General features: G+C 61.9%; 13 protein-coding genes and 1 pseudogene. 7 read left to right on the forward strand and 7 right to left on the reverse strand.

All coding sequences use genetic code 11. The features are described 5' to 3' along the window. Window positions 1-104: 104 nt before the first annotated feature. Window positions 105-1,481: a cysteine--tRNA ligase gene (gene cysS, locus PG897_RS22160; protein WP_201885337.1), complete on the reverse strand. Its 1,377-nt coding sequence runs from the start codon at window positions 1,479-1,481 to the stop codon at window positions 105-107. Between the two features lie 190 nt (window positions 1,482-1,671). On the opposite strand from cysS, the gene PG897_RS22165 reads away from it, so the two are divergent. The 3 genes from PG897_RS22165 to lpxH are packed head-to-tail and all read left to right on the forward strand — an operon-like array spanning window position 1,672 to window position 3,576. Then, window positions 1,672-2,169, forward strand: coding sequence for a peptidylprolyl isomerase (locus PG897_RS22165; RefSeq protein ID WP_005302674.1), 498 nt, complete (start codon window positions 1,672-1,674; stop codon window positions 2,167-2,169). Continuing rightward, window positions 2,159-2,854, forward strand: a complete 696-nt coding sequence (locus PG897_RS22170) for a DUF4269 domain-containing protein (RefSeq protein WP_201882371.1) — start codon at window positions 2,159-2,161, stop codon at window positions 2,852-2,854. Before PG897_RS22165 ends, PG897_RS22170 begins: the two co-directional genes overlap by 11 nt. Next, a complete protein-coding gene (gene lpxH / locus PG897_RS22175; protein WP_017778663.1) occupies window positions 2,851-3,576 on the forward strand; it encodes a UDP-2,3-diacylglucosamine diphosphatase in 726 nt (241 codons plus the stop codon). Before PG897_RS22170 ends, lpxH begins: the two co-directional genes overlap by 4 nt. Window positions 3,577-3,652: 76 nt before the next feature. Here lpxH and netD read toward each other — a convergent pair whose 3' ends face one another. The 4 genes from netD to pdsA all read right to left on the reverse strand — a co-directional run bounded on the left by netD (window position 3,653) and on the right by pdsA (window position 6,695). Beyond that, a complete protein-coding gene (netD, locus tag PG897_RS22180; protein WP_201882372.1) occupies window positions 3,653-4,606 on the reverse strand; it encodes an Nrf-like electron transfer protein NetD in 954 nt (317 codons plus the stop codon). A gap of 48 nt (window positions 4,607-4,654) precedes the next feature. Beyond that, window positions 4,655-5,323: an Nrf-like electron transfer protein NetC gene (netC, locus tag PG897_RS22185; protein ID WP_011706569.1), complete on the reverse strand. Its 669-nt coding sequence runs from the start codon at window positions 5,321-5,323 to the stop codon at window positions 4,655-4,657. Beyond that, window positions 5,320-5,934 (reverse strand): cytochrome c nitrite reductase pentaheme subunit, encoded by a 615-nt coding sequence (gene nrfB, locus PG897_RS22190; RefSeq protein WP_201882373.1) that lies wholly within the window; start codon window positions 5,932-5,934, stop codon window positions 5,320-5,322. The genes netC and nrfB overlap by 4 nt, the downstream gene beginning before the upstream one ends. A 149-nt stretch (window positions 5,935-6,083) precedes the next feature. Continuing rightward, the gene (pdsA, locus tag PG897_RS22195) at window positions 6,084-6,695 is read right to left on the reverse strand and encodes a periplasmic diheme shuttle PdsA (protein WP_017778667.1); all 612 of its coding nucleotides are present in this window, start codon (window positions 6,693-6,695) and stop codon (window positions 6,084-6,086) included. A 247-nt stretch (window positions 6,696-6,942) separates the two neighbouring features. On the opposite strand from pdsA, the gene PG897_RS22200 reads away from it, so the two are divergent. The 3 genes from PG897_RS22200 to PG897_RS22210 are packed head-to-tail and all read left to right on the forward strand — an operon-like array spanning window position 6,943 to window position 12,088. Next, window positions 6,943-9,057, forward strand: coding sequence for an OmcA/MtrC family decaheme c-type cytochrome (locus PG897_RS22200; RefSeq protein WP_201882374.1), 2,115 nt, complete (start codon window positions 6,943-6,945; stop codon window positions 9,055-9,057). Window positions 9,058-9,113: 56 nt separating this feature from the next. Beyond that, window positions 9,114-10,085: a DmsE family decaheme c-type cytochrome gene (locus PG897_RS22205; protein WP_201882376.1), complete on the forward strand. Its 972-nt coding sequence runs from the start codon at window positions 9,114-9,116 to the stop codon at window positions 10,083-10,085. A gap of 11 nt (window positions 10,086-10,096) precedes the next feature. Next, on the forward strand, window positions 10,097-12,088 hold the full coding sequence (locus tag PG897_RS22210) for an MtrB/PioB family decaheme-associated outer membrane protein (RefSeq protein WP_201882378.1): 1,992 nt from the start codon (window positions 10,097-10,099) through the stop codon (window positions 12,086-12,088). A gap of 286 nt (window positions 12,089-12,374) precedes the next feature. On the opposite strand, the gene PG897_RS22215 is transcribed toward PG897_RS22210, so the two are convergent. Further along, window positions 12,375-12,737, reverse strand: a complete 363-nt coding sequence (locus PG897_RS22215; RefSeq protein WP_017765577.1) for a DUF7079 family protein — start codon at window positions 12,735-12,737, stop codon at window positions 12,375-12,377. 93 nt (window positions 12,738-12,830) lie between these two features. Here PG897_RS22215 and PG897_RS22220 point away from each other — a divergent pair. Further along, window positions 12,831-13,034: pseudogene (locus PG897_RS22220) on the forward strand (hypothetical protein); the annotation flags it as partial. Between the two features lie 52 nt (window positions 13,035-13,086). Here the strand turns inward: PG897_RS22220 and PG897_RS22225 are convergent. Continuing rightward, window positions 13,087-13,383, reverse strand: a complete 297-nt coding sequence (locus PG897_RS22225; RefSeq protein WP_270829424.1) for a hypothetical protein — start codon at window positions 13,381-13,383, stop codon at window positions 13,087-13,089. Window positions 13,384-13,465: the final 82 nt, after the last annotated feature.

Raw genomic sequence — 13,465 nt, forward strand, 5'->3', positions numbered from 1 at the left:
CTACACGCCGAAACAGCGCTTGGCACAGGCCGCATGACCTCTACTTTTGAGTGCTCCAAAAAATGGGGGGATTACCGTATCAGGCACCAACAGGGCCACCGGCCTTAGGCACGGCGCCAGCTGGTCTTGCCGGCGCTGTCTTCCAGCACTATGCCCATCTCGGTGAGACGGGCTCTAGCGGCATCCGCTGCGGCCCAGTTCTTGTCGGCACGGGCCTGGTTGCGCTCGGCGATCAGGCGCTCGATTTCGGCAACCTCTTCGTCCGCTTCGTCACCCTTGAGGAAGGCGTCCGGATCCTGTTGCAGGATGCCGAGCACAGCACCCAGCTCGCGCAGACGGGCACCCAGCGCAGCGGCAACGGCCATGTCTTCACCCTTCTGGCGGTTGATCTCGCGCACCAGATCAAACAGGGCGGAGTAGGCTTCCGGGGTGTTGAAGTCGTCGTCCATGGCATCTTTGAAGCGGGCCACCTGCTCGTCGCCACCGGCAGCGGGGGCCGCCGGCAGATCGCGCAGGGCGGTGTACATGCGCTCCAGTGCGGCGCGGGCCTGCTTCAGGTTGTCTTCCGAGTAGTTGAGCTGGCTGCGGTAGTGGCCAGACATCAGGAAGTAACGGACGGTTTCGGCATCGTAGTGGGCCAAGACGTCACGGATGGTGAAGAAGTTGCCAAGGGATTTGGACATCTTCTCTTTATCCACCATCACCATGCCGCTGTGCATCCAGGTGTTGACGTAGTCGCCACCGTGGGCGCAGCAGGACTGGGCGATCTCGTTCTCGTGGTGCGGGAACTGCAGATCGGAGCCGCCGCCGTGGATGTCGAAGTGGTTGCCAAGGTGCTTGGAGTTCATGGCGGAGCACTCGATGTGCCAGCCAGGACGGCCCGGGCCCCAGGGGCTGTCCCAGATTGGCTCGCCGGGCTTGGACATCTTCCACAGCACGAAGTCCAAGGGGTTGCGCTTGGCATCCACCACGTCAACGCGGGCACCGGCCTGCAGCTGCTCCAGATCCTGTCCGGAGAGCTTGCCGTAGTCGGCGTAGGAGTCGACGATGAACATCACATCGCCATTGTCGGCCACGTAGGCGTGCTCTTTATCCAGCAGGGATTGCACCAGCTCGATGATCTCGCCGATGTGCTGGGTGGCGCGCGGCTCAACGTCCGGGCGCACCATGCCGAGGGCATCGAAGTCGGCGTGCATGTCGCCGATCAGGCGCTCGGTCAGATCGTCACAGGTGACGCCGGTTTCGGCGGCGCGCTTGATGATCTTGTCGTCCACGTCGGTGACGTTGCGCACGTAGTTGAGCTGATAGCCGCTGTAGCGCAGGTAACGGGCCACGACGTCGAAGGCGACGAAGGTGCGGCCGTGGCCGATATGACAGTGATCGTAGATAGTGACGCCACACACATACATGCCCACCTTGCCCGGGTGGATAGGTTTGAATTCTTCTTTTTGACGAGTGAGTGTGTTGTATATCTTCAGCATCTTATGACCACTGCCTGTGAGTAAAATGGCCTGCCATTCTACCCGCATCGCGCGTAGAAAACGAGGCAGAAAACGTGCCGGATCAGGCGCACCATCTATGCCGCAGGGCCCTGATGGGCTAGAATTGCCACCACTTTATGCCATACACCTGCGGGCACCTCGTCGCCCGCATCAAATGAAAGGACATATCATGGTCACTCTGCACACCAATCACGGCGACATCACCCTCACCCTGAACGCTGAAAAAGCCCCGGAAACCGTGGCCAACTTCCTGCAATACTGCCGTGACGGTCACTACGACAACACCATCTTCCACCGCGTCATCGACGGCTTCATGATCCAGGGCGGCGGCTATGCCCCTGGCTTCGAAGAGAAAGACACCCGCGCCCCCATCAAGAACGAAGCGGCCAACGGCCTCTCCAACAAGGTCGGCACCATCGCCATGGCCCGCACCATGGAGCCGCACTCTGCCAGCGCCCAGTTCTTCATCAACGTGAACAACAACGACTTCCTCGACTTCAAATCCGCCACCACCCAGGGCTTCGGCTACTGCGTGTTCGGTGAAGTGACCGCCGGCATGGACGTGGTCAACAAGATCAAGGGCGTCAAGACCGGCAACTACGGCCGCATCCACCAGGACGTGCCGACCGAAGACGTCGTGATCACCAAGGTGACCCTTGCCGAGTGATCTCTGCCTTCTGCGAGATGAACTGACTGCGGCCCCGGCCGCAGTTTTTCCATCTGCGAAGGCCGGCCCCATCGACTGGCGCCGTCTTGACTACCTGGCCCACGGCAACCCGCGCCAACGCTCGGCCCATGCCCTGCTCACAATCGGGATGTGGGATAAGCTGGCAGCGCAGTGCAGCGATCTGGCGCTGGTGAGCACGGTCGCCATCGGGCTCGACCGCCCCGGCAGCGATCTCGACATCGTCTGCCAGCATCCGGAGCCGGCCGCGTTTGCCGCAGCGCTGGCAAACCAAGGCTGGCAGGTTGCGCAAAAGGGCGCTGCCATCTGGCTGGCTGAGCAGAGCGTCACCGGCGCCGATGGTCACCCTTGGCCCCTTGAGCTCTACCTCACCCCGGATCCCCTCGAGCGCCTCAACGGCTGGCGCCACCTCAGCCTGATGGCCGCCCTGCTTGAGCAGTTCGGCGCGGCGTTTTATCACGAGGTGCTGCGCCTGCGCCTCGAGGAAGGGCTCAAAGGAGAGGCCGCCATCTGCCACTTGCTGGGCCTTGCCGGCGACCCGTATGCCGCGCTGCTCACCCTGGAGGGCGGCGAGCTTGCCCGATTGACGTGGCAACCGGGGACGACAAGCCCCCTTTCTACCTCCACTTCCAGCCACCTCAACAGGGCCCAGCGCACTTTCTCATGAGCACCCTCTTTATCAGCGACATTCACCTGTGTGCCCAACGGCCCGACATGACCGCCGCCCTGGTACGCTTTCTGGCGCACGATGCCCCCGGCGCCGATGCCCTCTACGTGTTGGGCGATCTGTTTGAATTCTGGATTGGCGACGACGATCCCAATCCCCTCCACGGCGAGGTGGCTGACGCCTTTGCGGCCCTGAGCCAGCAGGGGGTGCCCCTCTACTTCATTCACGGCAACCGCGACTTCTTGCTGGGCCAGGCCTTTGCCAAGCGCGCCGGCATGACATTGCTGGGGGATCCCTGCGTCATCGAGCTCTATGGCGAGCGGGTGGTGCTGAGCCACGGCGATCTGCTCTGCACCCTGGATGAGGGCTACCAGAAGTTTCGCCGCATCACCCAGCTCAAGTGGCTGCGCTGGCTCTTTTTGCGGCTGCCGCTCGCGCGCCGCCAGGCCATCGCCCACAAGATGCGCGGCCAGAGCCAGATGGAAAATGCCCACAAGAGCCAGACCATCATGGACGTGACCCCGGCGGCAGTGGATGAGATGCTGCGCCAGCACGACTGCCGGATGATGATCCACGGCCACACCCACAGACCCGCCATCCACGACTTCCAACTCGACGGCGCGCCTGCCCGGCGCATCGTGCTGGGGGACTGGTTCGAGCAGGGCTCGGTACTGGTCTGCCGCCCCGGCGAGCAGCGCCTCGAGCAGCGCGCGCTGATCTGACCAGGCCAGCTGGCGGCAATAAAAAAAGGCGGGAAGATCCCGCCTTTTGTTTGCCTGCGATCTACCTCTATAACGGCTACATCACCGTCATCTGCCCCGCGTAGAGGATGAAGTAGCGCAGCAGCAATATCCCCACCAGGCTCAGGCTGCAGATAAGCGCCAGCCGGGCCGGTTGATGAGCCTTGGCCGGACTGCACACCAGCCCCAGCAGCTGGGGCAGCAGGATCCCCAGCCCGATGACCCCGAACCAGAACACCTGGGACCAGAAGCCGCCGCCGATGGCCGCCCACATGGCCGCTTCCCGCTGGCCGCCACCAAAGTAGAGGCCAGTGAAGAAACAGAGCAGCAGGAACAGCTCGATGGCGACAATGGGCCGCTCGAAGCGGTGCACGAAGCTCACCCCGCGGCTGTGGCCATCCTCCCGAAACAGGGTGACCGCCAGCAAGATGGTGGAGGCCACCCCCGAGCTGATGCCTGAGACCAGAAACAGCGCCGGCAGGATCGGGTTGTTGAGCATGGGGTAGGTCTTGAGGGCGGAGAGCAGAAAGCCGGTGTAGGCCCCGAGCAGCACGGCAAGCAGCAACAACAGCGGCGCCAGCAGCCGCTCGAGGCGGGCGACCCAACCAATCAGGCCGTCTACAAAGGCGAGCTTGTCCACCAGCAGGCGTCGGCGCAGGGCCTCGATCTCGGCTCTGAACACCACCGCCAGCCAGGCAAACAGCACCGCCATGTAGACCTGAAACAGCATGACCCCCATCGACATCACGGAGTCGAACTGGTAGTGGAACATCAGCTTCCAGAAGGTCCAGGGACGGGCCAGGTGGAAGATGAGGATAAGCAGCCCCAGGATCACCGAAACGGGCGCCAGAATGGCGGTCGCCTTGATGATGCCGCTCTCGCTGCCGGCCCCCTGGCGGCGCAGCAGCACCGAGAGGGTGGCCGAGCCTGCCGAGATACCGAGCAGGAACAGGTAGATGGCGATGGGGCCATCCCACACCAGCGAGTCGAAGTGAAACGCATCATGCCACATGGTGCTTCCCTCCCGTCAGCCGGTCTGCGTCATACAGATGAGATGGAGTCATGACTTCACCTCCCCTTTGGGCACCCGGTACATCTTGGGCGAAGTACCGAGGAACTGCTTGTAGCGATAGGTGGTCTCCTGCACCAGCCGTTTGGCGATGGGGCTGTTGGGATCGTCCAGATTGCCGAACACCAGCGCCTTGGTCGGGCAGGCTTCCACGCAGGCCGGTTGCTTGCCCGCCGCCAGATTGGTCTTGCGGCAGAAGTCGCACTTGTCGGCAACCCGGGTGACCGGGTTGATGAAGCGCACCTGATAGGGGCAGGCGGCCAGGCAATAGCGACAGCCGACGCAGAGGTCGGGGTTGATGTCGACGATGCCATCCTCCGCCCGGATGTGGGAGGCGCCGGTCGGGCAGACGTGCACGCAGGGGGCGTTGTCGCAGTGCTGGCAGGATTTGCGAAAGAAGCGGTACTCCTGCGCCGGATACTCCCCCACCGGGCCGCTGCGCAGGATCTGCAGGCGGGCCACCCCTGCCGGCACCTGGTTCACCTCGCGGCAGGCGTCCATGCAGGCGGTGCAGCCGATGCAGGCCGTCTCGTCGTGGATCATGCCGTAGCGCACGCCCTTGATGGTCATGCTGTTGGCCAGGGCACGCGGGGCACCCGTCAGCAGGATCAGGGCGCCGGCGCTCATGCCCACCATGAAGTCGCGGCGGGTCGTGCTCATGAGCCCTCCTTGACGGCGCCGCCGAGGCTGGCCTCGTGCTGCTTGCGGTGGCAGTCGACGCACAGCTTGATGCGCGACTTCTCGGGGATCCCCACCATGGGCTCCTTGGCCGGGTGCAGCTGGTGACAGCTGGTGCAACTGATCCGGGTGGCGTGCACGTCGTGGGCCCAGAGGGCCTTGCGCAAATCGTCCGGCTCATGGCAGCTCATGCAGACGCCGTTCTGCTGGCTCAGCGGGAAGGCGTCGTCGCCAAAGCGCATCACATCGACGATGCCGCCGCGCTGTTTACGGTGATCGGCCGACGCATTGCCGTGGCAGTTGGTGCAGGTAACCGCCTCCCCCGTGTTGGGGTTGGTGACCTGGCCATGCTTGCCGTGCATCCCCTCAGCCCCGTCGTGGCACTTCTCACACTTGGCAAAACGGGCCGCGGCCTTTTTGGCGGCCGCCTTCTTCTTCTGCGCCTTGGCCTGCTTTTCGGCCAAAGTGGGTTGCTGCGCCTGCTCGCTCTGGGCTGCGGGGGCAGCCTCGCTTGCTGTCGTCGCGGCCAGGGCAAGCTGGTTCATCCCCAGGCTCAGGGAGGCGAGCAGCAGCCACTTGATGATCTTTTTCATAGGAAACTCCGAAACGGTGGCACCCGAAGGGTGCCGTCTGCCCGCCTGGCAACAAAAAGGAGCTGGTGACAGCTCCTTTGACGGTCATGAACACGAGACCACACCCCGCCAGAAGCGGGGTGGCTGCGTCAACGGGAGGGGCAGCGACGTTACTGCTGGCTTGCGTAGTACTCGGCCAGCGCCTTGAGGTCGGCATCGCTCATGGCGATGATGGCCTTGTTCATCTTCTCGTCGTTGCTGCGCTTGCCGGCCTTGAACTCCTGCAGGGAGGTCAGCAGGTAACCCTTGGGCTGGCCGGCGAGGATGGAGGCCTCGTCTTCGGCCACCGAGCCCCCTTCGGAGTGGCACTTCTTGCAGCCGGAGTCGTCGTGCAGTTTTTGCCCCGCCTTGGCCAGCGCCGCATCGAACGGCTGCTTCATCGGCTGGTAGGGCAGCTCGGCATAATGTGCCGCCAACTCGTCGATCTGCTCGTCGCTAAGGCCCTTAACAATGTCGGTCATGTTCCCCTTCTTGCTGGTATCACCGGTGACATGATTAACGGTCTTGGCTGGCCGGCCGTCGAGGTAGGTGCGCAACTGCTCGGCAAGATTTGATTCTGCCAATCCTGCGATAGTTGGAATATCGTTCTGGGTGCTGATCCCCTGATTTCCATGACATGAGTTACATGTATCCACCAATGAGTCCAGACTGGCATGTGCTGTGCCAATAGAGCCCAAAAGCAGCGACAGTCCCACTATTTCCAGCTTCATACTGCGTTTCATTTCTCATCCCTCTTCCAGAAAAGGTCTATAAACCCCAGTTAAAAAAGACATTTTTATAATCCAGGTTGATTTTCGATCCGTTTTTGAGACTTAGATCAACGCTCTCTAATATATAAACCCTACAATTAAGATGGAAATGATTTATACCGTATTCAGTCCTCTTTTGACCCTTAAGTAGTATCTTTTTGGGAATTTTTTGAGCTGGCTCATATATGGAACAATAAGTCCGATAAAAAAGGATAAAAGAATGAAATACTGGAAAGTATTGGTGGCTGCAGCAATGGTGTTCACCCTCTCCTCCTGCGGGGGCGGCGGTGATGGCAACGACAAAACGGACCCACCGCCCCCTCCGCCGGGCACCCCGGATTCGCTGGTGATCTCGGCCTCCACCCCGCAACTTGGCGAAAGCGGTCAGCTCTCGGTGCAGTTCAAGGTCACCGACAAGCAAGGCAAGGGCTATGACCTGGGTACCACCCTCCCCTCCTTCACCCTGGCCAAGGTGATCCCCGGCCGTGACGCCACGCGGGAAGACCCCGTGATCTGGAAGAGCTTCATCTACAGCACCAAGAACAACCGCCCCACCGGCGAGAACGGCGGCAAGCTCGAAGCCCTCGGCAATGGCCAGTACCGCTACACCTTCTCCTTCAATGCCACCACGGTGCGCGACCCTTATCCGAGCGATTCGCAGGACAACAACGGTTTGATCCGCTGGGATGAGGCAGCGACGCACCGCCTCGGCATCTACTTTGGCGGCAGCAACGACATTCCGGTCACCGACTACGTGCTGGACTGGGTGCCGGCCGGCACGCCGCCGCTGCTGACCCGCGACATCCTGGAGCAGCAGAGCTGCAACAGCTGCCACATGAAGCAGCCGATTCACCACAGCAACCGGGCCGATCCCAAGCTCTGCGTCACCTGCCACAACGAGAGCGTGCCCGGCAGCGGACGGGGCGATCTGACCACCCTGGTGCACAAGCTGCACGGCAACCTGGATGCCACCGCCACCAAGCTGGTGAGCCACTTCCCGCAGGATCCGCGCAACTGCGACACCTGCCACAAGGGCGTCACCCCCACCACCCCGGATGCCAACAACTGGCAGCACGCCCAGGAGAAACCCTGCGGCGCCTGCCACGCGGACTCCACTACGGCGACCGGCTACGTCAGCCACATCAACGGCAAGATCAGCAGCGGCACCCTCTGTACCCAGTGCCACGCCGAGACGCCCGGCAACACCAAGTCCCCCAGCAGCGTGCACATGGGCTACCTCGCCAACGAGGCCACCGGTCGCGACAAGCTGGTGTTCAAGTTTGACGACGTGCGCTACGCGGCGCCCAACATCGAGGTCGAGCTGACCGTGACCGCCAACGGCACACCGGTCGAGACCATGGACGGGGTGCTCAAGTACATCAAGTACGGCGATCTGGCCAAGGCTCCCTACGTGCTGGTCAACTGGGATCAGGGCAGCGGCTTCGAGCTGGGCTACACCAACCCGCAAACCTTCGTCGCCGGCAACAAGATTGACTTCACCAGATGCGACAGCCAGGGCGGCGGCAGCTTCCTGTGCCGCAAAGAGGTGGGTAACGAGGTGAGCGGCACCCTGGCGGCCACGGTTGCCGAACTGCAGGTGTGCGTGGCCCGCAAGGCGGATCGCAACGGTGCCTTCGCCGCCGGGGATCTGCTCCCCTGCAGCAGCACAGCCAGCGCCCTCTCCTACGTGCCTATCAATCCGGTCAAGGCCTACTTCCGGGCCGAAGGCGGGGTGGACGGCAACTATGTGCTCAAGGCAGGGGCGGATCTGGCCTCCTGCAACGGCTGTCACAAGGATCTGGCCGTCCACACCGAGGGCAACGCGGGCTCGGCCCACGCCTCCAAGGACTTCGCCCAGTGCACCAGCTGTCACAACGCCACCCGCACCTCCTTCTATGCGGCTGTGCCGGGGGATCTGAAGTACCACGTGCACTCCTTCCACGCCTTCGGCTCCCATCGCAGCGGTGATGCCACCTTCCCGGGCAAGCTGAACAACTGCGAGTCCTGCCACACCAAGGGTCAGTACAACCTGCCCAACCAGCAGAACGAACGACCCTCGCTGGTGGCGACCACGGCGGACAACAAGCAGCCCAAGTTCTTCAGTCCGACCCTGGTGGTCTGCGCCAGCTGCCACCTCAAGTCGCCGCTGGGACTGGTCAAGCCGGACAGCCCGGTCGCGGGGGATGAGTGGGCCACCCACATGAAGAACAACGGCGCCATCTTTGGTGCAGAGACGATAGAGGCCGCCACCGGGGTTGAACAGTGCGCGTCCTGCCATGCCGTCGGGCAGGAGCAGGGCGTCGACAAGGTTCACAAGGTGTATGACTTCCGTTGAGACCACCAGGCCGGGGGGATGCCTCTCCCCGGCCCTTTGCCGTTGAAGGACACGATATGAAAAGAATCACCCCGCAGTGGCTCCTGGCGGGTTTGCTGGCACTCGGTTGCCTGCCGGTCTGGGCCAAGAGCGATGCCCAGCCGGCGGCCGATGCCGATCCGCGCCTGCAGGTCGAGGCCACCCTCGACCAGAAATTCGACCAGGGCAAATACTCCCCCAAGGGGGCCGATACCTGCCTCAAGTGCCACGATGCCGACTCGCGCAAACCCGCCACCGGCATCTTCCACAATGTGCACGGCAACCTCGGCAACCAGAACGGGCCGATGGCCGACAAACAGTGTGAAGCCTGCCACGGCCCCGCCGGCAACCACCCGCGCAATCCCCGCAAGGGACAGCAGCGGGAACCCATGATCACCTTCGGCCCCGACTCGCCGGTACCGGTGGAGAAACAGAACAGCGTCTGCCTCTCCTGCCACACCGATACCCAGCGGATGGGCTGGCATGCCAGCGCTCACGCGGTGGAGGATCTCTCCTGCACCAGCTGCCACAGCCTGCACCAGGCCAAGGATCCGGTGATGGACAGCAAGAAACAGGTGGAGACCTGTACCAGCTGCCACGCCCAGCAAAAAGCCGATCTGCACAAGCGCACCAGCCACCCCATTCTCAATGGTGAGCTGCCCTGCTCCAGCTGCCACAACCCGCACCAGTCGCAGAACGAGGCCAGCCTCAAGCAGCCCAGCCTCAATGAGAGCTGCTACGAATGTCACGCCGAGAGACGGGGCCCCTTCCTGTGGGAACACGAACCGGTGACCGAGGATTGCTCCCTCTGCCACAGCCCGCACGGCTCCATCAACCAGGCGCTGCTCAACAAGCGGGTGCCCCAGCTGTGCCAGGAGTGCCACAGCGTGCCCCATGCCAACGTCTCCATCCCCGAGGGGGATCTCAAGGTGCGTGGCGGCAGTTGCCTGAACTGTCATAACCAGATCCACGGGACCAACCATCCCAACGGTCAATCACTGCGGCGCTGAGGAGAGAAGTCATGAAATACTCAACACTTTGGCTCTCCCTGCTGGCGGTCTGCTCGGCCCAGGCGGCCGAGGAGCCGCTGGCAGTCGGGGATTACGCCCTGCAGCAGAGCAAACCGGCCAAGACCGAACGCTGGAGCTGCAAATCCTGCGAGCGCGATGAGGGCTGGTTTGGCGAAGTGGGGCTGGGTGCCGGCTATGCCAACGACGATGGCGCCACCCGCTTTCGCAACTGGGTTCCCAGCCAGCAGGACAGCGGCATGCTCGGCATCTTCAACGCCGACCTGCAATACCGGGGAGAAGGCTCCCGCTACGGCAGCCTGGAGGTGAAGAACCTCGGTATGGAGCGCTTTCGCCTGGCGACCGAACAGGGCCACTACGACGGCATGCGTGCCCGAGTGGGCTACTCGGAGTCCCCCTTCTACTGGAACAGCCACGGCCGCAGCGTCTATCAGCCGGGCGAGAGCCCGCTGACCCAGGGGTCGCTGGCCGAGTTCGACAAGGAGGTGGTGCGCAAGAAGCTGACCGCCGGGCTCGCCTATACCCCGAAGAGCCCGTGGCGCCCCTACGCCGATTTTTCTCATGAGAAAAAAGAGGCCACCCTAGCCTACTACCAGTCGAGCGTGCCCGGCATCGGCAGCGGGCCAGGCCTTTTGCCCAAGCCCGTCGACGGCAGCTCGACCACTCTGGTCAAGAGCGGCGTCAGCTACCTGGGAGAAGGCTGGCTGGTCGACCTCGCCTACCACGGCTCCCTCTACCGTACCGATGACACGGCGCTCTACTATGGCAGCGTCGCCGACCCTTACGCCAACGAGCGCGCCTACGAGCCGGACAACAACTTCCACCAGCTGAGCCTTTCTGGCCAGTACAACTGGGACCGGCAGAGCCTGACCGGCCGCGTGCTCACCAGCCAGGCCACCTCCAACGGCAGCCTGACCGCGTTTCGCAACGCCCCCATCAGCCAGGATGACTTCCACGGCGAGGTAAGCACCCTGCAGGCCGATGCCAAGTGGGTGGGCCGCTTTGGCCGGGATCTCACCCTGCGCGCCGGCGGCGAGTATCGGGACCGCAAGGACAAGTCCGATGAATACGCGGTGGTCGGCAAGCAGCGCGGCAAGAGCGATCGCACTCGCAGCAAGGCGGATCTGGCGGCCGACTACCGGCTCAGCCGCTCGGTCAAGCTCACCACCGGCTATCAGTACAAGGCGGATCAGCGCGAGCAGGCCGACCGGCAGGACACCGACGAGCACACCCTGTTCCTCAAGGGGCGCTACCGCCCGGCCGGGGCGCTGCAACTGGGCGGCAAGCTCGCCTGGAGCACCCGCGACGGCTCGGACTGGCGCCACGACAGCGCCGCTGGCACCGGCAGCCCGACCCTGCGCCAGTTCTATCTGGCGGACAGGGACAGGGTCGAGTTCAGGGGGGATCTCGGCTATCAGTTCAGCGAGGGGATGGATGCCCGCCTCGAAGGATGGTGGGCCAGGGATGATTACAAGGAGCCGGACATAGGGCGCAGCGAGGGCAAGGATTATGGCATCGACCTGACCCTCAACCAGCAGTTCGACGACAACCTGAGCGGTCACCTGTTCAGCAACCTGCAGTGGATCAGCTCCAGCCAGAACCATGCCTATACAGGCGCACCGGACTGGGATCCCTACAGCACGGCGGTGCGCGACGAGATCACCACCCTCGGGCTCGGGCTCACCCAGAAGAAGGCGTTTGACCGGGATCTCGAGCTCGGGCTCGATTACAGCTTCGCCTATGGCCGCGGCAAGACCGACGCCAGCAAGGGCTATGACTACCCGGATCTCACCAGCAAGCAGCACCGGCTGGAAGGCTACGCCCTCTATCAGCTGACCAAGCAGCATTCGCTGCGCTGGGATGTGCGCTACGAATACTTCCAGGACGTGGATTACCTCTACACCGGCGAAGAGCGCAACCTCGGCAACCTGAACCAGGACTACAACGGCTACTTCACCGCCGTCTCCTGGCTCTACAAGTTCTAAGGGACGGCCACGCGCCGCATAAGGGCTGACAGGAGTATTGCCAGCCCAACAATAAAGAGGGGAGCCCAGGCTCCCCTCTTTGATTGTCAAACCCGCCAGCCTGCGTGACAGGCCATCAATGACATGATGTGAACACCAATACCATGTCAACACTTCCCCAGCCAAGCCAAATCACATGTGAACATTGATGAAAAAACATTTATATAAATATCAACCAGTTAAAAACGGCCAGTAGCGTCCAATGACCATAAATTGAAATTTTTATCGCCACTCTCCGTCATTACTTTTATTCCTTTTCGACCAGCAGCACCGACAGCCTGCGCCACTCTTCGGCAAACCGTTGCCTCAGATAAAACTGCCTGAGCATGATGGACAGTTTCTTGGCAAACCCGGCCTTGGCCTCTCTTGTCAGCAAGCACTGGATCTCCGCCCAAAGTGAATCACGTTCAAAGCCGGTCCAGATCGGTGGCACAGGTGCCAGGGTGTTGATGTAACAAACCGGCGCCACCCATTCGAACAAGACCATCTCGACGTGGGCAACGGGAAAGCCCCGTGCCACCTGAGCGATCCGCTCGAAATCGACCTCATTATCGACAAAGAGATCGGACAGCGCTTCACACAGGTCAATGTCTGCCAATGACTGGACCACTCGCCACACCTCCCAAGACGGTATAGCGTCAGTTACACCACAGACACCAAGCAGGTTCAAGCTAATCGATGCACCGGGTCATCCACCGCCCCCCTAACCGGTGGCGCTCTCCCCCTGGCAAGTCGGGGTAACATGAGCCAAACCAAGACGAGGGCTCTGGTCGAGGGAGGCCGACTGCGCCGGGCGGTTGCCGGCGAGCTGCAACACCTGGAGGCACCCCGTTCGTGGATGGGGACCGAGAGCGCGAACATCTTCCAACTGCTGCTACAGCTGATGAACGTGGTGGAGCAGTTGGCCGGCCAGCTATCCCCCATCATCGAATAAAACAAAGGGCCTTTAAGGCCCCCTTTCATTTTTGCTCAAACATCTCTTTGTTTAACTTCTCTTTCAGTGCTTCCAAAGAGAGTCTGTCTAACGCATGGTCCAGTTTCATAAGTCCATGTGCTTCACAATTTTGAGAATAGATCTCCTTGCCAAATCGCCAGCTCGTCTGTTTGACGTAGCACTGCTCCCATCCCAAACGTTCAATATTCGACATGCTGACTTTTTGTGTCAGCAGTCCCAAACCAGCAGCTATAACAATCAAGGAGACAACGAAGATCACCCGCCTCTTAACCGCTTTTGAGGAAAGGTCTGGCTCAGGCATAGCCCGGGTAATCCCCCCGAAAAACTGAGGTGCTCATAAGTAGAATTTTCTCGTATCTTGAACGCAGGAGGTTCTACATGAA

It is taken from the genome of Aeromonas sp. QDB20 (assembly GCF_027707805.1).
GTDB classification, from domain to species: domain Bacteria; phylum Pseudomonadota; class Gammaproteobacteria; order Enterobacterales; family Aeromonadaceae; genus Aeromonas; species Aeromonas dhakensis.